Origin of the sequence: Kitasatospora aureofaciens (genome assembly GCF_019192735.1) — a bacterium.
GTDB lineage: Bacteria > Actinomycetota > Actinomycetes > Streptomycetales > Streptomycetaceae > Kitasatospora > Kitasatospora aureofaciens_A.
The window spans coordinates 134662-156216 of the sequence record NZ_JAHTKP010000009.1; the positions used below are offsets into that span (position 1 = coordinate 134662).

The 21555-nt window shown below is 72.4% G+C and carries 22 protein-coding genes, 1 tRNA gene and 1 riboswitch; of the genes, 10 read left to right on the forward strand and 13 right to left on the reverse strand.

What is annotated here, in order from left to right; all coding sequences use genetic code 11:
* Positions 1 to 121: 121 nt before the first annotated feature.
* From KV557_RS12470 to KV557_RS12485, 4 genes are all read right to left on the reverse strand, one after another.
* Positions 122 to 862, reverse strand: a complete 741-nt coding sequence (locus KV557_RS12470) for a cobalt-precorrin-6A reductase (RefSeq protein WP_218199920.1) — start codon at positions 860 to 862, stop codon at positions 122 to 124.
* Positions 862 to 1623, reverse strand: a complete 762-nt coding sequence (gene cobM / locus KV557_RS12475) for a precorrin-4 C(11)-methyltransferase (protein ID WP_218199921.1) — start codon at positions 1621 to 1623, stop codon at positions 862 to 864. Before cobM ends, KV557_RS12470 begins: the two co-directional genes overlap by 1 nt.
* Positions 1620 to 2858, reverse strand: a complete 1239-nt coding sequence (gene cbiE / locus KV557_RS12480; protein WP_218199922.1) for a precorrin-6y C5,15-methyltransferase (decarboxylating) subunit CbiE — start codon at positions 2856 to 2858, stop codon at positions 1620 to 1622. The genes cobM and cbiE overlap by 4 nt, the downstream gene beginning before the upstream one ends.
* A gap of 201 nt (positions 2859 to 3059) precedes the next feature.
* Entirely contained in the window at positions 3060 to 3479 is a 420-nt protein-coding gene (locus KV557_RS12485; protein ID WP_308129870.1) for a gamma-glutamylcyclotransferase family protein, read from the reverse strand.
* Between the two features lie 133 nt (positions 3480 to 3612).
* Between KV557_RS12485 and KV557_RS12490 the strand changes: the two genes are divergently transcribed.
* Positions 3613 to 4605, forward strand: coding sequence for an EamA family transporter (locus KV557_RS12490; RefSeq protein WP_218199924.1), 993 nt, complete (start codon positions 3613 to 3615; stop codon positions 4603 to 4605).
* Here KV557_RS12490 and KV557_RS12495 read toward each other — a convergent pair.
* Complete coding sequence (locus tag KV557_RS12495; protein ID WP_218199925.1) at positions 4559 to 5164, reverse strand: dihydrofolate reductase family protein; 606 nt, start codon at positions 5162 to 5164, stop codon at positions 4559 to 4561. The two genes, KV557_RS12490 and KV557_RS12495, sit on opposite strands and share 47 nt — an antisense overlap.
* 128 nt (positions 5165 to 5292) lie before the next feature.
* On the opposite strand from KV557_RS12495, the gene KV557_RS12500 reads away from it, so the two are divergent.
* Positions 5293 to 5868, forward strand: a complete 576-nt coding sequence (locus tag KV557_RS12500) for a TetR/AcrR family transcriptional regulator (RefSeq protein ID WP_218199926.1) — start codon at positions 5293 to 5295, stop codon at positions 5866 to 5868.
* A 61-nt stretch (positions 5869 to 5929) separates the two neighbouring features.
* Here the strand turns inward: KV557_RS12500 and KV557_RS12505 are convergent, their stop codons facing one another.
* The 3 genes from KV557_RS12505 to KV557_RS12515 all read right to left on the reverse strand — a co-directional run bounded on the left by KV557_RS12505 (position 5930) and on the right by KV557_RS12515 (position 7627).
* Positions 5930 to 6493 (reverse strand): EF-hand domain-containing protein, encoded by a 564-nt coding sequence (locus KV557_RS12505; RefSeq protein ID WP_218199927.1) that lies wholly within the window; start codon positions 6491 to 6493, stop codon positions 5930 to 5932.
* Between the two features lie 214 nt (positions 6494 to 6707).
* On the reverse strand, positions 6708 to 6989 hold the full coding sequence (locus KV557_RS12510) for a hypothetical protein (RefSeq protein WP_218199928.1): 282 nt from the start codon (positions 6987 to 6989) through the stop codon (positions 6708 to 6710).
* A gap of 215 nt (positions 6990 to 7204) precedes the next feature.
* The gene (locus KV557_RS12515) at positions 7205 to 7627 is read right to left on the reverse strand and encodes a cytidine deaminase family protein (protein ID WP_218199929.1); all 423 of its coding nucleotides are present in this window, start codon (positions 7625 to 7627) and stop codon (positions 7205 to 7207) included.
* Positions 7628 to 7668: 41 nt separating this feature from the next.
* Here KV557_RS12515 and KV557_RS12520 point away from each other — a divergent pair, with 41 nt between their 5' ends.
* Entirely contained in the window at positions 7669 to 8262 is a 594-nt protein-coding gene (locus KV557_RS12520) for a GNAT family N-acetyltransferase (protein ID WP_218199930.1), read from the forward strand.
* Positions 8256 to 8353: riboswitch (ZMP/ZTP riboswitch) on the forward strand. It overlaps the preceding gene by 7 nt.
* A 19-nt stretch (positions 8354 to 8372) precedes the next feature.
* A complete protein-coding gene (locus tag KV557_RS12525; RefSeq protein ID WP_256177297.1) occupies positions 8373 to 9845 on the forward strand; it encodes a glycine hydroxymethyltransferase in 1473 nt (490 codons plus the stop codon).
* Positions 9846 to 9920: 75 nt separating this feature from the next.
* On the opposite strand, the gene KV557_RS12530 is transcribed toward KV557_RS12525, so the two are convergent.
* Positions 9921 to 11360 (reverse strand): aldehyde dehydrogenase family protein, encoded by a 1440-nt coding sequence (locus tag KV557_RS12530; protein ID WP_218199932.1) that lies wholly within the window; start codon positions 11358 to 11360, stop codon positions 9921 to 9923.
* 122 nt (positions 11361 to 11482) lie between these two features.
* Positions 11483 to 12016: a DUF6624 domain-containing protein gene (locus KV557_RS12535; protein WP_374106617.1), complete on the reverse strand. Its 534-nt coding sequence runs from the start codon at positions 12014 to 12016 to the stop codon at positions 11483 to 11485.
* Between the two features lie 384 nt (positions 12017 to 12400).
* On the opposite strand from KV557_RS12535, the gene KV557_RS12540 reads away from it, so the two are divergent.
* The gene (locus tag KV557_RS12540; protein WP_218199933.1) at positions 12401 to 13402 is read left to right on the forward strand and encodes a class I SAM-dependent methyltransferase; all 1002 of its coding nucleotides are present in this window, start codon (positions 12401 to 12403) and stop codon (positions 13400 to 13402) included.
* Positions 13403 to 13606: 204 nt separating this feature from the next.
* On the opposite strand, the gene KV557_RS12545 is transcribed toward KV557_RS12540, so the two are convergent.
* Together KV557_RS12545 and KV557_RS12550 are read right to left on the reverse strand one after the other, a co-directional pair.
* Positions 13607 to 15310, reverse strand: coding sequence for an APC family permease (locus KV557_RS12545; RefSeq protein WP_218199934.1), 1704 nt, complete (start codon positions 15308 to 15310; stop codon positions 13607 to 13609).
* Positions 15311 to 15648: 338 nt separating this feature from the next.
* Positions 15649 to 15736, reverse strand: a tRNA-Leu gene (locus KV557_RS12550).
* 425 nt (positions 15737 to 16161) lie between these two features.
* Here KV557_RS12550 and KV557_RS12555 point away from each other — a divergent pair.
* Positions 16162 to 16638 carry an ATP-binding protein gene (locus tag KV557_RS12555; protein ID WP_308129876.1) on the forward strand — a complete coding sequence of 159 codons (477 nt, stop codon included), beginning with the start codon at positions 16162 to 16164 and terminating at the stop codon, positions 16636 to 16638.
* 81 nt (positions 16639 to 16719) lie between these two features.
* On the opposite strand, the gene idi is transcribed toward KV557_RS12555, so the two are convergent.
* Positions 16720 to 17370, reverse strand: coding sequence for an isopentenyl-diphosphate Delta-isomerase (gene idi, locus KV557_RS12560; RefSeq protein WP_218199936.1), 651 nt, complete (start codon positions 17368 to 17370; stop codon positions 16720 to 16722).
* Positions 17371 to 17928: 558 nt separating this feature from the next.
* Between idi and KV557_RS12565 the strand changes: the two genes are divergently transcribed.
* From KV557_RS12565 to KV557_RS12580, 4 genes are all read left to right on the forward strand, one after another.
* Positions 17929 to 18684 (forward strand): phosphocholine cytidylyltransferase family protein, encoded by a 756-nt coding sequence (locus KV557_RS12565; RefSeq protein ID WP_218199937.1) that lies wholly within the window; start codon positions 17929 to 17931, stop codon positions 18682 to 18684.
* Positions 18672 to 19733, forward strand: a complete 1062-nt coding sequence (locus KV557_RS12570; RefSeq protein ID WP_218199938.1) for an iron-containing alcohol dehydrogenase family protein — start codon at positions 18672 to 18674, stop codon at positions 19731 to 19733. The genes KV557_RS12565 and KV557_RS12570 overlap by 13 nt, the downstream gene beginning before the upstream one ends.
* Before the next feature lie 91 nt (positions 19734 to 19824).
* Positions 19825 to 20562, forward strand: a complete 738-nt coding sequence (locus KV557_RS12575) for a CDP-alcohol phosphatidyltransferase family protein (RefSeq protein WP_218200002.1) — start codon at positions 19825 to 19827, stop codon at positions 20560 to 20562.
* Positions 20559 to 21464, forward strand: coding sequence for a glycosyltransferase family 2 protein (locus KV557_RS12580; protein WP_218199939.1), 906 nt, complete (start codon positions 20559 to 20561; stop codon positions 21462 to 21464). Before KV557_RS12575 ends, KV557_RS12580 begins: the two co-directional genes overlap by 4 nt.
* The last annotated feature ends 91 nt before the right edge of the window (positions 21465 to 21555 follow it).

Below are 21555 nucleotides of genomic sequence, written 5' to 3' on the forward strand. Positions count from 1 at the left end.
ACAGCGCCACATCCAACCCGGTGTTCAGGTACTCCACGAACACCGGGTTGTTCAGTGCCCAGGCTTCCGAGGCGCGCCGTTCGCAGGCCGGGCCAACCCGTACCGGCCGTAACCGCCGCCCCTAGCCTGCCATTTCGGCCAACCACCGGACCGCTCCCGGCACGTCCGGGGCGACCGGGACGCCGGCCGGTACCGGCGGACGCTCCACGACGACCACGGGCAGCCCGAGTTCGCGCGCGGCCGTGAGCTTGGGCGCGGTGGCGGCGCCGCCGCTGTCCTTGGTGACCAGGACGTCGATCCGGTGCTCGCGCAGCAGCGCCCGCTCGTCGTCCAGGGTGAACGGGCCGCGGTCCAGCAGGACTTCGAGCGCGGACGGCAGCGGAGGCTCGGGCGGGTCGACCGAGCGGGCCAGGAAGTGCAGACCGTCGAGGTGGGCGAAGGTGCCGATGCCCTGCCGCCCGGTGGTGAGGAACACCCGACGCCCGAGCCCGGGCAGCAGCTCGGCCGCTGCGGCGAGTGAGGGCACGGGGTGCCAGCGGTCCCCGGCGACCGGCGTCCAGCCGGGCCGCCGCAGGGCCAGGAGCGGCACGCCGGTGGCGGCGGCCGCGAGGGCGGCGTTGCGGGAGATGCCGGCCGCGAACGGGTGGGTGGCGTCCACCACGGCGGCCACCCGTTCGGCGCGCAGCCACGCCGTGAGCCCGTCCGGACCGCCGAAGCCGCCGATCCTCACCTCCCCGGCGGGCAACCGGGGTTGGGCCACCCGGCCGGCCAGCGAGCTGGTGACCCGAAGAGCGGACGGGACGAGCGCCTCGGCCAGCGCCCGGCCCTCGGTCGTCCCGCCCAGGATCAGGACGTGCCGCATCAGGCGCCGCAGGGCTCGTGCGGGCGCTCACGGTCCGCCGAGTAGAGGTGGCTGTCGCGGAACTGCTCGGCGGCCAGCGTCCGCCCGACGATGATCACCGCGGTGCGGACCACGCCGGCCGCCTTGACCTGTGCCGCGATGTCGGCGAGCGTGCCGCGCAGCACCAGTTCGTCGGGGCGGCTGGCCATCGCGACGACGGCGGTCGGGCAGTCGGCGCCGTATTGCGGCAGCAGTTGCTCGACGACGTCGTCCACGTAGCCGGCGGCCAGGTGCAGCACAAGTAGGGCGCCGCTGCGGCCGAGGGTGGCGAGGTCCTCGCCCTCGGGCATGGGGGTGGCGCGCTTGGCGATGCGGGTGAGGATGACGGTCTGACCGACGGTCGGCACGGTCAACTCACGCTTCAGCGCTGCCGCTGCGGCGGCGAAGGCGGGCACGCCGGGGACCACCTCGTACGGCACGCCGACCGCGTCCAGGCGGCGCATCTGCTCGGCGACGGCGGAGAAGACGGACGGGTCGCCGGAGTGCAGCCGGGCCACGTCCTGCCCGGCCTCGTGGGCGCGGACCAGTTCGGCGATGATCTGGTCCAGGTTGAGCTGCGCGGTGTCGACGAGGCGGGCGCCGGCCGGGCACTCGTCGAGCAGTTCGCGCGGCACCAGGCTGCCGGCGTAGAGGCAGACCTCGGCGCGGGCCAGGATGCGCTGGCCGCGCAGGGTGATCAGGTCGGCGGCGCCCGGGCCGGCTCCGATGAAGTAGACGGTCACGAGGCGTCCTCCTGAGGGGTGTTGGGCTTGACGGCGGACCACTGGGTGACCGGCATGGCCTGCCGCCACCCGGTGAAGCCGCCGACCGGGACGGCGTGGGCGACGGCGAGTCGCAGCAACTCGCCGCTGTGGCGCCGGTACCAGTCGGTGAGCAGCGCCTCGGACTCCAGCGTCACGGTGTTGGCGACCAGCCGGCCGCCCGGCGGCAAAGCGGCCCAGCAACTCTCCAGCAGGCCGGGCGCGGTGAGGCCTCCGCCGATGAACACGGCGTCAGGGGTGGGAAGTTCAGCGAGCGCGGCGGGGGCGGGGCCGGTCACCACGCGCAGCCGGGGCACGCCGAGCGCGGCGGCGTTGCGGGCGATCCGCTCGGCCCGGACGGGGTCGCGCTCGACGCTGACGGCCCGGCAGTCGCGGTGGGCGCGCAGCCACTCGATCGCGATCGAGCCGGAGCCGCCGCCGACGTCCCACAGCAGTTCGCCGGGGGCGGGCGCGAGGGTGGCGAGGGTGGCGGCGCGGACGTGGCGCTTGGTGAGCTGGCCGTCGCTCTCGTACGCGGCGTCGGGCAGGCCGGGGACGAGGGAGGTACGAGGGCCGTCGCCGAGGTCGACGGCGATGACGTTCAGCGGGTCGCCGGGCGGGTGCGGCCAGGCGTCCGCCGGACCGTCGAGCTGCCGCTCGCTCGGGCCGCCGAGCTGTTCGAGCACCCGCAGGCGGGCGGTTCCGTAGCCGCGGGCGGTGAGCAGCGCGGCGACGGCGGCCGGGGTGGCGGCGTCGGCGCTGAGCACCAGCAGGCGGCGGCCGGGGTGGAGGGCGAGGGCGAGGGTGTCCAGCGGGCGGCCGACCAGGCTGACCACCTCGGTGGCCTCCAGCGGCCAGCCGAGGCGGGCGCAGGCATAGGAGACGGAGGACGGGTGCGGCAGGACGCGCAGCCGCTCGGCGCCGACCGTCTCGGCGAGGGTGCGGCCGATGCCGTAGAACATCGGGTCGCCGCTGGCGAGTACGGCCACCCGTCGGCCGGCGTGTGCGGCGAGCAGCCCGGGGACGGCCGGGCGCAGCGGGGACGGCCACGGGACGCGCTCGGCGGGGACCTCGTCGTGGGGGAGGAGGTCCAGCTGCCGGGGGCCGCCGACGACTACCTCGGCCGCCCGCAGTGCGGCCCGGGAGGTGGCGGCGAGGCCGGGCCAGCCGTCGGCCCCGATCCCGACGACGGTGATCGGGGGTGGCAGCTCGGGCACCGGGTGGCTCCTCGTGGTTCGGCGGGCCGTGAGTACGAAACGCAAGTGGCCGGGGCAGCCTACCTGGCGGTATGTCGGCGGGCTGTGGGCGGCCTTCGGTCGGAGGAGGTGGGGCGAGGGAGCGGATGACAACCGACAGGCGACAACTAACAGATGACAGATAACAGATTTCGAAATCTGTAATCTGTTAGTTGTTTGCCATCACCTGTCCGCCCAGTCCCCCGAGACGATGAGCGCCGGCCGCGCCCGCAGCCGCTCGGCCGCCGCCGGCCCGGCCAGGTACACCCACGCCTCCCGGGCCTCGCCCGCCTCCGTCCGCACCACCATCCGCCGCCGCACGTAGAGGCCCGCCCCGTCGGCGCGGCACCCTTCCAACTCGTCCAGCGTCGCGAGCGCGCCCGCGTACGCGCCCGGGCGTACGCTGACGAGTTCACCCACGATCCGGCGCCCGGGCGTCGGATCCGGCACCGCCCACGGGAACCCGGGGCCGTCGTGCAGCGCGGCGCCCTCCAGGACGGCCGGGCGAATGTCGGCGCAGCGACCGGCCAGGTGGGTGACATGGTTGTGGCCGTCGCTGCGCAGGGTGCCGTAGACGAAGAACGGCAGCGCCTCGTCGGACACGGGTTCGACCTCCTGGCTGGGAGAGGGCCCACGGTACGTCCTCGCGCCCACTTCGTGATACCCACTGGCGCACAGGGCCGCCGATGCGCTGTCATGGCGGGTGTTCGGCCAGCACCGTCCAAGGGAGACACACATGACAGCGCCCGCCTCCTCCCGATCAGCCAAGGCCTCCGCCGCCGCTGCCTCCTCCGACGCCACCCGTCCGGCCCGGCTCGGCGGGGCGGTCTGGCTGGCGCTCGCCGTGGTCTACGTGGTGTGGGGCTCCACCTACCTGGCGATCCGGATCACGCTGGAGACGATGCCGTCCTTCCTCTCCGCCGCCGCCCGCTTCCTCACCGCCGGCCTGCTGCTGACCGGTTTCGTGCTCGTCCGCCAGGGCCCGGCCGGCCTGCGGGTGAGCCTGCGCCAGTTCGGCTCCGCCGCGCTGGTCGGCGTGCTGCTGCTGACCGGCGGCAACGGGCTGGTGGTACTGGGCGAGCGGTCGGTGCCGTCCGGCCTGGCCGCGCTGCTGGTCGCCGCCGTCCCGTTGTGGATGGTCCTGCTGACGGCGGTCGTCGGCGGCGAGCGCCCGAAGCGCGCCGAACTGGCCGGGGTGCTGCTCGGGCTGGTCGGCCTCGCCGTGCTCTCCGCCCCCGCGATCGGCGGGGACATCGCGCCGCTCAGCGTGATCCTGATCATCTGCGCCACCCTGACCTGGGCGGCCGGCTCGTTCGCGAGCAAGCGCATCCCCATGCCGGGCAACGTCCTCGCCGCGAGCGGCTATCAGATGCTCGCGGGCGGGCTCGGCGATCTGCTGATCGGACTGGTGCGCGGCGAAACGCACGGCCTGGACCTGGCCGCCGTCTCCGGCCGGTCCTGGCTGGCCCTCGCCTACTTGGTGCTGTTCGGCTCGCTGCTCGCCTTCACCGCGTACGCGTGGCTGCTGCGGTCCGCGCCGCTTACCCTGGTCGCGACCTACGCGTACGTGAACCCGGTGGTGGCGGTGCTGCTGGGCTGGCTGATCCTGGCCGAGCCGCTGACCGGCCCGACGCTTGCGGGCGGCGGGATCGTGGTGGCCGGGGTCTGCCTCGTCGTGAGTGTCAGCCGGAAGCCGTCGAAGCCCGGTCGGCGGCCATCGCGTACGTGAGGACGACGTTGCCCCGCTCGAAGATCCGGCTGTCGGTGAGGGCGAAGGCGCGCGGCGTGAACTCCGCACGGAACAGCGGGATGCCGGAGCCCGCTACCACCGGGTACTGCTTGACGATCAACTCGTCGATCTCGGGCAGTAGTTGGCCCGCCAGGTCCGCGCCGCCGCAGAGCCAGATGTCGAGCCCGTCCTCCTGCTTGAGCCGGCGGACGACGGTCAGCGGATCCTCGGCGGTGACCTCCACCGCCGGGTCCGGGCTCGTGCCGAGCGAGCGCGAGAACACGATCTGCCGCAGGTGGGCGTAGGGGCTGGTGAGGCCGACGGCCAGCCCCGGGTCGTAGGTGCCTCGCCCCATGAGGACGGTGTCGAAGCGCTTGTTGGGCGCATCCGCGACGCCGAACGCCGCGCGGGCGGGGGTGGGCAGGGCGTCCGAGTACTCGGACATGAGCACCGGGACGTAGTCCTCGGTGAGGTAGGGCGCGAAGAAGTCGAAGTCGCCGTCGGTGCCGGCGATGTAGCCGTCGATGGTGGCGCCGATGAAGTACGTGAGCTTGCGCATTCAGGTCCTTGGGGTCGCGGAGGATTGGAGAGTGGTGGAGAGGGCGCTCGGTCCGGTGAGGCCCGCCCTGGCCAACCACTCCAGTTATAGTACTCCAGTCGTAGTGGTTATCAAGAGAGAATCGGCCCATGGTCCAGAATCCCGCCCGTCGCACCGCCCTCGCTGACGCCGCCATCGACGTCCTCGCCCGCGAGGGCGCCCGCGGCCTCACCTTCCGCGCGGTCGACGTCGAGGCCGGCGTCCCGAACGGCACGGCGTCCAACTACTTCGCCAACCGCGACGACCTGCTCCACCAGACCGCCCGCCACATCCACCATCGGCTCACCCCGGACCCGCTGATCCTCGCCGAGCTGCTGCGCGCCCCCCGCGACCGCGCGCTCGTCACGGCGCTGATGCACGACCTGATCCGCCGCATCTCCGCCGACCGCGCCGGCTACCTGGCGATGCTCGAACTGCGCCTGGAGGCCACCCGCCGACCCGAGTTGCGCACCCAGCTCACCGGCACCATCCGGGAGGACCTGGAGAACAACATCGCCTACCACCTCGCCGAGGGCCTGCCCGGCGACCGCGACACCGTCGTCGTCCTCTACCTCGCCATGACCGGCCTGATCCTCGAACACCTCACCCTGCCCGAGGTGTTGGGCGTGGACGGCCTCGCCGCACTGGTCGACACCGTGGTCGGGCGGACCGTCCCGGCCACCTGACCGGGGCGGCCGGCTCGCGGGCGCGCCCCAACTCCCGTTGCGCAGAAGCAGAGCCTGAACGTCACAGCTCCTGCGGCGCTGTGCCCGTCCACCAGTTGCCGGGGGCCTCGGGGTCACGGCTGGTCCAGAACTCGATGATCGCGGAGGTGAATTCGTCCCCGGACAGCGTGCCGTCACCGTCGCGGTCGAGCCGACGGAACGCCTCGTCCGCGTCGTCGCGGGAGAGTCCGACGAAGTGGCCGCGCTGGAACACGAAGAACTCGCCCGCGTCCACCGTCCCGCTGCGGTCGGCGTCGGCCACCGCGAGGAACGCCTTGGCGAGCGCCCCGAGGCTGGCCTGCGCCGCCTCCGGGTCGTCCGCCAGCGAACTCGTCGAGCGGATGAACTGCTCGCGCGTGATCGACTCCGTCCCGGCCGGCAGCCGGGCGAGGTGCAGGTCGTGCCAGATCGTCAGATACGCGCGGACGATGACCGCCTCGGCCTCCGAACCCTCCTGGTGTCCGAGCGAGCGCGCCACCGAGTGGCCCATGAGGACGTGGTCCCGCTCGGTGATCAGCCCGTCCCCGTCGGCGTCGAGGTACCCGAATCCGTGGTTGATCTTTGCGATGAGCAGCTCGTCCGACATATGTCCCCTCGGTTGGCGATCTCTTGCGACACGACTGGCGATCTCACGCCACGACGCCAGCACGCTAACGCCTCACCCTGAGGCCGCGCAGCCGAACGGTGAGCGAACAGTTACGCGTCCCCACCGCACGCGACTCGCATGGGTGAATCGTCCACGATCCGCTGCCACACCCATGGCGCCGGTGATAGACGATCCGCCCCTCTGCAGCAGGACCTCAGCCGCAGTACGAGGACCGCCCGAGCAGCACCATCCCGATCGCGCACAGCATGGCGACCGCCGCCAGCGCCCAGACCGCGACCTCGGCGGCGCGCGAGCTGCCCCACCGCTCGGCCGACCAGGAGAGCGCCACCGCGACCGTGCCGACGACGCCCAGCCCGATCGCCCCGAGCGCGGACGCCGGCCACCCGGGCTCCTCGCCCTCGCAGGGCGCGTCCTGGTGGAACAGCTGCCAGGCCCCGGCGCTGCCGGCGACCAGGCCCGACACCGCCAGGCTCACGCCGATCAGCGGCCACCGTAATCGCGGACTCGCGTACACCCGGTCCCCCAGCCCTCTGCGTTCCCCCGGCCATGTCCTCCCGACGACGCGCCCGCGCGGCTGGGATCGCTGAACTCTCCCAGAGCGGCGCAGGCCCCGGCGTCACCCCGAGGGCCGAGGCGGAGCCCCCGGATCCGCACCGAACGGCGGGGGCGCCGCACACCGAAAGACGGGCCTCAGCCCTGGTGGTCGGCCCAGACGTACGCCTCGGGAAGCAGCTCCCGCACGGGGACGGCGCGCAGCTCGGGGCCTCGGCCGACGAGGACCTCGATCTCGGGGAAGTAGTCGAGCAGCACCTGCAGGCACCGGCCACAGGGCGGGATGACGCCCCGGCCCTGGTGGGCGACCGCGACGATGGCGGTGAGGTCGTACGCGCCCTGCCCGGCCGCCGCGCCGATCAGGACCAGCTCGGCGCAGGGCCCGCCCGTGAAGTGGTAGGCGTTGAGCGCCGTGACGATGCGCCCGTCGGCGTTGCGGGCGGCAGCAGCGACGGTGTGGTTGTCCCCGCAGGCGAAGCGGCGGGCGACGTCCTCGGCGGCGTCGATCAGTTCCTGGTGCGCGGCGGGCAAGGCGGCGGAGGCGGGCTGGGCGGCGGCCATAATCGGTGGGGCTCCTCGGTCGATCGTGGCACGCTTCCAGCATGGACCGCCGACCCTTGTTCGTGCCAACACTTTTCGCCGGGCCGTTCGACCTGCGCCCCTGGCGGCTCAGCGACGCCGACGTGCTCCGCGAGGCGGGCGCGGACCCGTACATCCCGCTCGTGACCACCGTCCCGGCCCGCTACGACGCGCAGTCCGCCCGCGCATTCGTCGAGCGGCAGTGGGAGAAGGCCGCCACCGGCGCCGGCTACTCGTTCGCGGTGGCGCGGCGGGTGGACGAGCGGGCCGTCGGCTTCGTCGGGCTGTTCCCGCAGGGCGACGGCCGCGCGTCGATCGGCTACTGGACGGCCGCCTCGACGCGCGGACAGGGCGTGGCCGGGCACGCGCTGCGCGCGGTCGCCGGCTGGGCGCTGAGCGAACTGGGGCTGGCCCGACTGGAGTTGCACATCGAGCCGTGGAACACCGGCTCGCTCCGGACGGCCGAGCGGGCCGGTTTCCGCCGCGAGGGCCTGCTGCGCAGCCATCGGACGATCGCCGGCGAGCGCCGAGACATGGAGCTCTACGCCCTCCTCGCGGCTGAGCCGGCGCCGCAGCTCCCGGTCGGCCCTGGTGGCGTGTTGATACGATCCCGGTGAGCCGCGACTGGCGCGTAGGGATGGAATCAACCATCGGGAAGCGGCTTCGTGGCACCTCACGTCAAAGTTGCCGAGCGCCTGGGCCGTCCGCATCCCACCAGGAGACTGCCTTGGCTGCCCAGCAACACCCCCAGCACCCGCACACCGCCGCCACCGACGCCGCCAACACCGCCTTCCGCAGCACCCTCGACGTGGTCGCGGGCGTCGAGCCGCGGATCGCCGCCGCGATCGGCCAGGAGATCGAGGACCAGCGCGCCTCCCTCAAGCTGATCGCCAGCGAGAACTACGCCTCCCCGGCCGTCCTGCTCGCCATGGGCAACTGGCTCAGCGACAAGTACGCCGAGGGCACCGCGGGCCGACGCTTCTACGCCGGCTGCCGCAACGTCGACACCGTCGAGACGATCGCCGCCGAGCACGCCCGCGCCCTGTTCGGCGCCGACCACGCCTACGTCCAGCCGCACTCCGGCATCGACGCCAACCTCACCGCCTTCTGGGCGGTCCTGTCCCAGCGCGTCGAGAGCCCGGCCCTTGAGCGCGCCAAGGTCCGCAACGTCAACGACCTCACCGAGCAGGACTGGGCGCAGCTGCGCCACGAGCTGGGCAACCAGCGGATGCTCGGCATGTCCCTGGACACCGGCGGCCACCTCACCCACGGTTTCCGGCCCAACATCTCGGGCAAGATGTTCGACCAGCGCAGCTACGGCACCGACCCGGTCACCGGCCTGATCGACTACGACGCGCTGCGCGAGACCGCCCGCGAGTTCCGGCCGCTCATCCTGGTGGCCGGCTACTCCGCCTACCCGCGGCGGGTCAACTTCCGCAGGATGCGCGAGATCGCGGACGAGGTCGGCGCGACCCTCATGGTCGACATGGCGCACTTCGCCGGCCTGGTCGCGGGCAAGGTGCTCACCGGCGACTACGACCCGGTGCCGCACGCCCAGATCGTCACCACGACCACCCACAAGTCGCTGCGCGGCCCGCGCGGCGGCATGGTCCTGAGCACCGCCGAACTCGCCGAACACGTCGACCGCGGCTGCCCATTGGTCCTCGGCGGCCCGCTCTCGCACGTCATGGCGGCCAAGGCGGTGGCCTTCGCCGAGGCCCGCCGCCCCGAGTTCCAGGTCTACGCCCAGGCCGTCGTCGACAACGCCCAGGCCCTCGCCGAGGGCCTGCTGCGGCGCGGCGGCAAGCTCGTCACCGGCGGTACCGACAACCACCTGGTCCTCGCCGACGTCTCCGGCTACGGTCTGACGGGTCGTCAGGCCGAGGCGGCACTCCTCGACTCGGGCATCGTCACCAACCGCAACTCCGTCCCGCAGGACCCGAACGGCGCCTGGTACACCTCCGGCGTCCGCCTCGGCACGCCCGCCCTCACCACCCGCGGCCTGGGCGCCGTCGAGATGGACGAGATCGCCGCCCTGATCGACACCGTCCTGCGCGCCACCACCCCTACCACCACCGCGAACCGTGCCCCGTCCAAGGCCCAGTACGCCCTGGACGAGTCCCTCCGCGACGGCATCGCCAAGCGCGCCGCCGACCTCCTCGCCCCCTTCCCCCTCTACCCGGGCGTCGACCTCGCCTGACGGCCTGCGTCGAGGAGGGTCGGGACGCGACCGTGCGCCCCGCCCCTCCTCAACCATCTGACCTCCTCAACTGCCTCAGTACTGCAGCGACTTGTACTGCAGGAACTCCTCCAGCCCGTGACGGCCGAGTTCGCGGCCGAGGCCGGAGCTCTTGTAGCCGCCGAAGGGGGCGAGCGGGTTGAAGCGGCCGCCGTTGAGGTCGACCTGGCCGGTGTCGAGGCGGCGGGCGAAGGCGGCGGCGGTCTCGGTGTCGGCGGCCCAGACGCCGCCGGCCAGCCCGTAGGGCGTGTCGTTGGCGAGTTCGGCGGCGTGGTCCTCGTCGCGGTAGGGGAGGATCACCAGCACCGGGCCGAAGATCTCTTCCTGAGCCACCGTCATATCCGGTGTGACGTCCGCGAGAACGGTCGGTCGGACGTAAAAGCCGGTGGGCAGCTCGGGTATCGGGTCCGGGCCGCCGGCGACCGTGCGAGCGCCCTTGGCGAGCGCCCCTTCGAGGTAACTCCGCACCCAGGCCAGCTGCTTGGCGTTGACCAGCGGGCCGACCCGCGTCTGCGGGTCGGTGGGGTCGCCCGGGGTGTACTTGGCGGCGGCGTTCGCGGCGATGGCGACGGCCTCGTCGTACCGGTCCTCGGGCACCAGCAGACGGGTCCACGCGCTGCACGTCTGACCGGAGTTGGCGAACACGTTGGCCACGTTGACGTTGACCGCGCGGGTCAGGTCGGCGCCGGGCAGCACCACGTTGGCGGACTTGCCGCCCAGCTCCAGGGTGACCCGCTTCAGACCGCGACCGGCCGTCTCGGCGATCTGGCGGCCCACGGCGGTGGAACCGGTGAACGAGACGACGTCCACGCCCTGGTGGGCGGCGAGCGCGGCGCCGGCCACCGCGCCCGTGCCGGTCACCAGGTTGAACACGCCCGCCGGGAGGCCCGCCTCGTGCACCAGCCGCGCGAACAGCCGGGCCACCAGCGGGGTGTCCTCGGCCGGCTTGAGGACGACCGGGCAGCCGGCCGCCAGGGCCGGGACGACCTTGGCGACGATCTGGTGCAGGGGGTAGTTCCACGGCGTGATCGCGGCGACCACCCCGGCCGCCTCGGCGAGCACCACCGAGTTGCCGATCCGCTCCTCGAAGGGGTGCTCGGCGAGCAGTGTCAGGTAGGAGGTCGCGACGGTCAGCGGCAGTCCGGCGTGCACGGCGGCGGCGAAGCCGACCGGGGCGCCCAGTTCGGCGACCACCGTCCTGGTGATCTCGTCCTGCGCCTCGGCGATCCCGTCCCGCAGCCGGGTCAGCAACGCGAGCCGTTCCTCGCGGGTGGTCGCGCCCCAGGCCCGGGCCGCCCGGCGGGCCGCGGACACCGCGGCGTCCACGTCGGCCGCTCCGCCGGCCGGCACGGTGGCGAGCACCTGCTCGGTCGCCGGGTTCAGCACCGGGATCGACCCGGCGTCCCCGGAGGGCCGCCACGCGCCGTCGATGTACTGGTCGCCGTACCGCTCGCACTGTTCCGCGTCCTGCTGCACCGATAGTCCTCTCGTCCGCCTGGCCGATCGACCGCGCTTAACTACCAGCGCTGGTCAAAGGCCAAGTCAAGGCGGCCGGATGGCCGCGCGCAAGAGTCAATCCGGCCCGGCGGACCGGCCGGTTACCGCGGTGCGAACCGCGCGGTGTACTCGTCGAACGGCTCGATCCCGACCTCGGCGCGCCGCTCGTCCAGCCGCTCCGGGTCCTCGCACGGCCACGGCACCGGGCGGCCGTCCGCGACCGCGCCGATCTGCGTGCCGTACCGCTGCTCGCGGCCCTCGTTGACGGCGAGCCGGTCCTGAAGGAACGCCAGGTCCCGTGGACTCGCCGCGCCGTCCGCGACGGCCGCGGTCATCAGCTCCACGGCCCGCCGCTGGACGTCGAGTTGGCGGTCCGCGTGCTGGGCGACCAGCCAGGCTGCCTTCGCCGCGTCCGGACCGACCAGCGCCTCGGTCGGCCAGCCGTGCGCCGCCATGATCTCGGCGAGCCGGTCCCCGTGCCGGGCGGTGAGCCGCCGCCAGACGGCCTGCTCGGCCAGGTCGGGGCTGTTCGCCAGCCGCGCCGAGGCGGCGTCCTCGGCCATCATCGCGGCCAACTCCCCGGCCGGCCCACCCAGTACCGTCCGCCCCTGGTCCGATTGCTCCGCTGCCGGCATCGCGCTCCACTCCTCACGCCCGGGCCCTTCGTCCGGGCCGCCCGCCACAACGGTAGGCGCCGGAAATGCGACGAAGATCATTCCGCGGGATGGTGACGCTGCGGATCCGACGAGGCACAATGGATTACGTGCCCAGCGCTGCCGTGTTCACCTCCCGGCCCTGATGCGACGGTCCACGAAACTCCTTGCGCGAAACCCTCCTCACGCCGATGGCGCCGCTGTAGATTGCAGCGGACCCAGCTGCGGGGGAACACTGTTGGTGGCGGGTGCAAGTAGTGCGCACGCCGTCGGCATTTCGTGTGTCCCGAGGTCGACGCGAGGTCGCCGCCGTTCTGAGGTCAGGCTCGATTCCGCAGGTCATCCGTGCCGCATAAGGAGCTTCCCGTGACCGACGCCGCGTTCACCGACGAGCAGCAGCGGCCCGCCGAGCCGGCTTCGCTGGACGACGTCCCGGGGTGGTTCTGGGATCACGACCGGCATTCCTTCGAATGGTTCCTGGGCCGGCAGGAGAAGGCCGGACCCACCGGTGATCTGCTGGAGATGGGCGCATACCTGGGCCGCAGCGCGATCGTCATCGGTGAGCACCTCCGGCCCGGCGAGACGTTCACCGTCTGTGACCTCTTCGACTCGGACGCGCCGGACGACGAGAACGCCGCCGAGATGGACACCTCCTACCGGAAGACCCTGACCCGCTACGCCTTCGAGACCAACTACCTCGCGTTCCACGGCGAGTTGCCGGAGATCATCCAGGCGCCGACCTCGTCGCTGGCGGGCGGCCGGATACCAGCAGGCGCGTTCCGGTTCATCCACATCGACGCCTCCCACCTCTACGAGCACGTCGTCGGCGACCTCCAGGTGGCCCGCGTCGCGCTGCAGGACCAGGGCGTCGTGGTGCTCGACGACTATCGCGCCCAGCACACCCCGGGCGTCGCTGCCGCGACCTGGGAGGCCGTGTTCAACCACGGGCTCAGGCCGATCCTGCTGACCGAGTGCAAGTTCTACGGCACCTGGGGGGACCCGGAGCCCTTCCAGCGTGACCTCCTGGATCGGGTGGACCTCGCCGAGGGCTGTCACCTGAGCATCGAGACCCTGAACGGCCGGCAGGTGCTGCGGATGACCGGCACCTCGGAGGGCATCGAGCCGTTCCGCCCGTCCCGTTACCAGCGCCGGCTGGCCGCCGTGGCCGCCCGCCGCGAGGCCGATCACGCTGCCGAGGAGTCCCGCCGGGCCCTCCTGGAGGCACAGGAGGACGCCGCTCGCGACCTCGCCGCCCGCCGCGCCCGCGCCGCCGAGCAGCGCCGCCCGGTCAACGTGGCCAAGCGCGCCGCCCGCGACCTGCTCCCCCCGGTGGTCACCTCCGCCATTCGCCGCGCCCGACGGGGCTGAGGAGCGGCGGTGGCGGATGACAACTGACAGATGACAGATAACAGACTCTGAAATCTGTTATCTGTCCGCTGTCATCTGTTCGCCGTCACCCGTCACCCGCCACCCGCCTTCCCGCCCCCGCCCAGACGCAAGAGTGCCGGTCGAGACAAGCTCGACCGGCACTCTCCGCGTTTCAGGACGTCAACGCGTCCCGACCTCAGCACCTCAGGCCCGCGACGGCTCCCGCGACACTGCCTCGTCGGCAGCCGACCCGCCCGAGGCCGCGTCGCCCGCAGCGCCCTCGACCGACTCCGCCTCGACCGACTCCGCCTCGCTCAGCTCCCGCCGGACCGCCGCCAGGGACGGGTTGGCCCAGGCGCTCGCGACGCCCCAGCGGTAGAAGGCGAACGCGATGGCGGCGACGATCAGCAGGTCCCAGCCCTTCGGCAGGTACCCGTGCCCGCCGAAGTCGGTGCTCCCGGCCCAGGAGACGGCGGACATTACGAACAGGTACGCGACCATCCAGGCGCCGGCCTTCAGGTGCGGACGCAGCTCGGCCCACGGCTTGCGCAGCTCGTACCAGGCCCAGATCGGCAGGCCGGCGGCCATCAGCAGGATGACCTTGCCGGTGAGCGGCCAGCGGGCCCAGTACAGGACCAGGGAGCCGAACATCATCGCGATCGGCGCGATGACCGGCATCGCGCGCAGCCGGACCGGGCGGGGCAGGTCCGGGGCGAGGCGCCGCAGCGCCATCACGGCGACCGGGCCGGTGATGTACGAGATGACGGTGGCCACCGAGACGATCTCGGCGAGCGAGCCCCAGCCGCGGAAGACGGCCAGGAACAGGAACGCGACCACGAGGTTGAGCAGCAGGGCCGGGCGCGGGATGCCGGTCCGGGCGTCGACCTTGCCGAAGATCCGCGGCAGGTGCCCGTTCTCCTGCACGCCGTGGATCATGCGCGAGGTGGTGGCGGCGTAGATCATGCCGGTGCCGCTGGGGGAGATGAACGCGTCCGCGTACAGCAGCAGGGCGAGCCAGTTGAGGCCCCAGGTCATCGCGAGGTCGGCCAGCGGCGAGGTGTAGCCGAGGCCGCTCCAGCCCTTCGACAGGTCGGCGGCCGGGATGGCGCCGAGGAAGGCGATCTGCAGCGCGACGTAGATCACCAGGGCGATCAGGATCGAGCCGATGACGGCCTTCGGCAGCGACTTGCCGGGGTTGCGGGCCTCGCCGGCCATGTTGAGCGGGGACTGGAAGCCGTTGAACGCCCAGACGATGCCGGAGACGGCGACGGCGGTGAACACCGCGCTCCACCCGTTCGGCGCGAAGCCGCCGTGGTCGGTGAAGTGGGCGGTGTCGAAGTGTGCGAACAGCAGGGCGCCGGCGGTCAGCGTCGGGACGACGACCTTGAACACGGTGATCGCGGTGTTCGTCTTGGCGAACAGCGTGATTGCGAACCAGTTGAGGACGAAGTAGCCGACCAGCAGCACGCTCGCGAGCGCGACGCCGCTGAGGGTCAGCTCCTTGCCGTCGTACAAGCCCTTCGCCCAGCCGAAGTGCCAGGAGCTCATGTACTGGACGGACGCGGTGGCCTCGCCGGGGATGACCGAGACGATGGCGATCCAGTTGGCCCAGGCGGCGAGGTAGCCGGCCAGCGAGCCGTGCGAGTACTGGCCGTACCGGACCATGCCGCCGGCCTTGGGGAACATCGATCCCAGCTCGCTGTAGGTGAGGGCGATGGTCAGTGCCACGGCGGCCCCGATCACCCAGGCGAGGATCGACGCGGGCCCGGCGAGCCGGGCGGCCCGCTCGGCGCCGAACAGCCACCCGGACCCGATGATCGAGCCCAGCCCGACGGCTGTGAGGCTGATGGTTCCGAGCGAGCGTCGGTAGTTCTGATGCGATGCCGTCGACGGCTCTGGCTCACTCAACGTATCGGTCCTCTCGCTCGGGGGTCATCGGGTGGTGTCGTCGTTTTTATGGTTTTGCGCCGGTATTCCGGACAAACGCACAGCAGCCTATGGGGCGAAATGGGGCGTATACCTCAGAGGAAGCTCAAACCGTCCGATCGTTGCCATCTCGTGTCCGGTTTCCGGGGTGTCATCGCCCCTGGAGCAGGCCCGCCACCAGCGCAGACCGGCCGGATGGCATGGCAGAACACGGCGGCGAGGCCCGATGGCGAGACCCGACGGCGAAAGCCCGGCGAAACCCGACGGCGGAAAACAGAAATTCCCCGCAGAATCCCTGAGGATCCTGCGGGGAATTTCGATGGTGTCCGAGGGGGGACTTGAACCCCCACGCCCGATAAAGGGCACTAGCACCTCAAGCTAGCGCGTCTGCCATTCCGCCACCCGGACGGGGTGTGTGCTTCGGGGGTTTTGCTCGCCCCCTCGGCGACAGAGAGAACATTACCAGGGTTCCGGAGTGCTTCTCACCTGCGTTTCCCCGGCCGGGATGCCTGGGCTGGCTGGGACGGCTCGCGAGGGTGCGCGAACCGGAGGCGAAGCGATGGCGAGCGTGAACGAAACGATCGCCTCCGCCAAGGCTGCCGATCAGAACCGATCCGGAGTGGTCCGACACGGGCAAGTTGTCGACGGTGCCACGGTCCCGGGGGTGCCTCTCCTAGCCTCTGTGCACCGAGGGCGCCATGGCGGAACGCCTGATTCCCGGGTCGCGGGCATCCCGGGTCGCGGACGAAGGGCGGCTGGACGTGGAGCAGATCAGCGGGGCGGCGAAGGCCGAGCCGAGACGCGACGGGGCCGCACGCGGGGCCACGCGCACGGTGGGGCCCGCCCGACGGGCCGGCCGTACGGCGGCGGACCCGGCCGAGGGCGTGTGGCGGTTCCCGGTACCGGCCTCGGCGTCCTCGGTGCCGCGCACCCGGCACGCGGTGCGGGACCGCCTGCTGGCCCAGGGGATGGCCGGGGTGCGCTACCAGGAGCTGGTGGACGACCTGCTGCTGATCGTCTCGGAGCTGGTGAGCAACGCCGTGACGCACGCCGCAGAGCTGTCGCCCGAGGTGACCACCGAGCTGGCGGTGTGCGACGGCTGGGTGCGGGTCTCGGTCGAGGACGGCGACCCGTACCGCCCGAAGGCGCTGGAGAGCGACGCCGGGCGGACCGGCGGGCGCGGCCTGCTGCTGGTGAAGAGCGTGACCCTGCAGGCCGGCGGGGTGTGCGACGTGGAGCGGACGGGGGAGGGCGGCAAGGTCATCTGGGCCTCGCTGCCCATCCCCCCGGAGCTCGACGACTGTCCGTGAACCGGACCTCGACGACTGCCCGTGACACGGAGACGGTTGCCCATGACGGGGAGACGACCGACCGTGACGAGAACGGCCGGACTACCAGTCCCGCCCGGCGATCTCGCGGATCCCCGGCAGCGCCGCCTCGAAGACCGTGTCGAACCAGACCGAGAACGGCCGCTCGGCCTGCAGCTCCCGCAGCTCCTGCGCGGTGACGAAGGCGTGTTCGTCCACCTCGTCCGGGTTGGGCACGACCGGCGCGGTGACCAGGCCCACGAACAGGTGGTTCCACTCCCGCTCGATCAGCCCGGAGGCCTCGTCCGGCAGGTCGTAGCGGACGTTCCCGGCCTCGCACAGCAACGCCGGGGCGACGCCCAGCTCCTCGGCGGTGCGGCGGGCGGCGGCGACGAACGGCGGCTCGTCCGGGTACGGGTGGCCGCAGCAGGTGTTCGACCAGACGCCGGGGGAGTGGTACTTCGAGAGCGCGCGGCGCTGGAGCAGCAGCCGGCCCTGGCGGTCGAAGAGGAACACCGAGAACGCCCGGTGCAGCCGGCCCGGCTGCTGGTGGGCCCAGAGCTTCTCGGCGGTGCCGATCGTGACGCCCTCGTCGTCGACCAGTTCCAGCAGGATCTCGGTGCCGGCGGCCCCGGCCGCGGCCCGCGGGTCGGCCGCTACGTCGGTCTCCACGTCGAGACCGGTGTCGATCTCGGAGGTGAAGTGCGTCGGGTTGGTCGGCGGACTCTGGGGCATGGGGCCTCTTTCGGGAACGGGAGCAACGGGAGCATCGGGTGCGTCCGGTGCAGCGGGGGCAGCGGACGCAGCGGGGGCACCGGCGCCGGCGTCGGGCTCCAGTCTGCCGTATGGGTGGCGGTCGGCACGGGTCCCACGCACAACCGGGCGGATCATGACCCTCCAGGGGTCTTTTCCGGGCACAGGAGGGCCGGAGAGGGCCCCGGAAGGGTCACGGAGGTAGCAAAACAGTTCGGAGCCGTTCGGGGCGCGTTCGAGCACCGTACGCCCCTCCTCGCACCGCCCCCGCCCCCTCCTCGCACCGCTCCCGCCCCCACCGCCGGCACACTCCCGACCACCACTCAGCCACGACTCCCAGCCACCACTCCCAGTCACCTCCCAGCCACCTCCCAGTTCCCCGGCCGCGTTCGGGCTGGTCGCCCGGGTCGCCTACCATCGCTTACGACACGGTGCCCGCATCTGCGCCGGCACCGGCGCGCCGCTGTGCAGCCCGGCCGACCCCGTGCCGGTGCCCCGGCGCACCCGCGCGCACAGCACGACGGATCAGGAGACCCCCGCATGATCGGCCTCGTTCTGGCAGCCGGCGCCGGCCGCCGACTGCGCCCGTACACCGACACCCTGCCCAAGGCGCTGGTGCCGGTCGACGGGGAGCGGACCGTCCTGGACCTCACCCTCGGCAACTTCGCCGAGGTCGGCCTGCGCGAGGCCGCGATCGTCGTCGGCTACCGCAAGGAGGCCGTGTACGACCGCAAGGCCGCCCTGGAGAGCAAGTACGGCGTCAAGCTCACCCTCGTCGAGAACGACCGGGCCGAGGAGTGGAACAACGCCTACTCGCTGTGGTGCGCCCGTGACCTCTTCGCCGAGGGCCTGCTGCTCGCCAACGGCGACACCGTCCACCCGGCCTCCGTCCAGCGCACCATGCTGGAGGGCAACCAGCGCCTGACCGAGGCCGGCCAGGCCCCGGGCATCCTGCTCGCCCTCGACACGGTGAAGAAGCTCGCCGACGAGGAGATGAAGGTCGTTGTCGACCCGGCCGCCGGCATGCGCCGCATCACCAAGCTGATGGACCCGACCGAGGCGACCGGCGAGTACATCGGCGTCACCGTGATCAACCCGTCCGCCGCCGCCGACCTGACCGACGCGCTGCGCGCCACCTACGAGCGCGACCCGCAGCTGTACTACGAGGACGGCTACCAGGAGATGGTGAACCGGGGCCTGCGGATCGACGTGCAGCCGATCGGCGAGGTGTCCTGGGTCGAGGTCGACAACCACGACGACCTGGCGAAGGCGCGGGAGATCGCGTGCCAGTACTGACCCGGCTGGTCCCGTCGCCGCTCTTCGTGGAGATCCGCCCGGGCGCGCTGGACGCGCTCGGCGGCATCCTCGCCGACCAGCGGCTGTCGGCCTCGGGCCGGATCGCGGTGGCGATCAGCAACGGCTCCGGCGCCGCGATGCGCGAGCGCCTGGAGCCGGCCCTGCCCGGCGCCGACTGGTACAACGTGGACGACGGCAGCCTGGACAGTGCGGTGAGCCTGGCCGAGGCGATGCGCGGCGGGCACTACGACGCGGTCGTCGGCCTCGGCGGCGGCAAGATCATCGACGCCGCCAAGTACGCCGCGGCCCGGGTCGGCCTGCCGCTGGTCGCGGTGGCCACCAACCTCGCCCACGACGGCATCTGCTCGCCGGTCTCCACGCTCGACAACGACGCCGGCCGGGGCTCCTACGGGGTGCCCAGCCCGATCGGCATCGTCGTCGACCTGGACGTGATCCGGCAGGCCCCGTCGCGCTTCGTGGCGGCCGGCATCGGCGACGTCATCTCCAACATCTCGGCCTGCGCGGACTGGGAGCTCTCCCACGCCGTGACCGGCGAACCGGTGGACGGACTGGCCGTGGCGATGGCCCGCTCGGCGGGCGAGAACCTGCTGCGCCACCCCGGGAGCCTGGCGGACCAGGACCTCCTGACGGCGCTCGCGGAAGCCCTGGTACTGTCCGGCATCGCGATGAACATCGCGGGCAGCACCCGGCCCTCGTCGGGCGCCTGCCACGAGATCTCGCATGCCCTGGATGTGCTGTATCCCAAGCGGTCCGCCCAGCACGGCGAACAGGTCGGCCTCGGCGCGGCGTTCGCCAGCTTCCTGCGGGGCGAGCGCGAGCTGACCGGTCTGATCGTGGAGCGCCTGGCGCGCCACGGGCTGCCGGTGACCGCCGCTCAGATCGGCTTCACCGAGGCGGAGTTCACCGAAGCGGTGCACTACGCTCCGAACACCCGCCCGGGCCGCTTCACCATTCTTGAGCACCTCGACCTCTCCCCCTCAGCAATCAGGGACGCGTACGCCGACTATGTCCAAGCCGTCAACAGCTGACCCCTCCACCGCGGGCGCCGAGCGGCCCCCGGTGGACCTGACCCGCCGGCCCTCGATCGAGGAACTGCGCGCGGTGATCCACCCGGAGGGCATGCTCCAGCGCCGCAGCGCCGAGCACTGGGCCGGGCGCCTGTACATGCGGAAGATCTCGCTGCGGATCACCCGCGTGCTCTCCACCATGACGGCGATCACGCCCAACGGCCTGACCTACCTGATGATGTTCACCGGCGTCCTGGCCGGTGCCGCGCTGGTCGTGCCGGGTCTGACCGGCGCGATCCTGGGCGCCGCGCTGATCCAGGTCTACCTGCTGCTGGACTGCGTGGACGGCGAGGTGGCCCGCTGGCGCCGGCAGACCTCGCTCACCGGCGTCTACCTGGACCGGGTCGGCCACTACATGTCCGAGGCGGCCCTGCTGACCGGCCTCGGTCTGCGCGGCTGCGACCTGTTCCACCGGGCCGGCGCCACCGCGCACTGGGAGTGGGCGTTCCTCGGCACGCTGGCGGCGCTCGGCGCGATCCTGATCAAGTCCGAGACGGACCTGGTGGACGTGGCCCGGGCCCGCAGCGGCATGACCGCGGTCGAGGACAGCGCCTCGGTGCCGCGCTCGTCCTCGGTGGCCAAGGCCCGCCGGGCGGCCTCCTTCCTCAAGTTCCACCGCCTGGTGGGCGCGGTCGAGGCCTCGCTGTTCATCCTGGCCGCCGGGGTCGCCGACGCCGTCCACGGCGGGCTGTTCTTCACCCGCCTCGCGGTGGTCGTGCTGGCCGCGATCGCCATGCTGCAGACCGTGCTGCACCTGCTCAGCATCGTCCTTTCGAGCAGGCTGCGATGAGCGCCGCGAGCAGTACGGCCGCAGACACGTTCAAGCTGGGCGCCGTCATCATCACGATGGGCAACCGTCCCGCGGAGCTGAACGCCCTGATCGAGTCCGTCCGCGCCCAGACGGGCCCGGAGGTCGAGCTGGCCGTGGTCGCCAACGGCGCCCCGCTGCCGCCGCTCCCGGAGGGCGTGCGCAGCGTCGAGCTGCCGGAGAACCTCGGCATTCCGGGCGGGCGCAACGTCGGCATCGAGCTGTTCGGCCGCGACGGCCGGGACGTCGACGCCGTCCTCTTCCTGGACGACGACGGGCACCTGCCGCGCACCGACTCGGCCCGACTTCTGCGCGAGGCCTTCACCGCCGATCCGGAGCTGGGCATCGTGTCCTTCCGGATCGCCGACCCCGACACCGGCGTCACCCAGCGCCGTCACGTCCCCCGGCTGCGCGCCAGCGACCCGCTGCGCTCGTCCCGGGTGACGACCTTCCTGGGCGGCGCCAGCGCCGTGCGCTGCACGGTGTTCGAGCAGGCCGGCCAGCTGCCCGCCGAGTTCTTCTACGCCCACGAGGAAACCGACCTCGCGTGGCGCGCGCTGGACGCCGGCTGGGCGATCGACTACCGGGCGGACGTGGTGCTGCACCACCCGACGACCTCGCCCGCAAGGCACGCCACGTACTTCCACAACGTGGCCCGGAACAGGGTTTGGCTCGCGAGGCGGAACCTTCCGGCCCTGTTGATGCCTCTCTATCTGGGAACCTGGTTCCTGCTGACCCTGGCCCGCCGCCCCTCCCCGGAGGCGCTGAAGGCCTGGTGGGGCGGGTTCCGGGCAGGCTGGCGCGAGCCCTGCGGCCCGCGTCGGCCGATGCGATGGCGTACCGTTTGGCGATTGACCAGGCTGGGCCGGCCACCGGTCATCTGATCGAATGATCGATCACCGCGGCCGGTGACCACACACCGGCCGGACTCTCCCGTGATCCCAGTGGATCCCCATCGGCGCAAGGCCGGCGGAC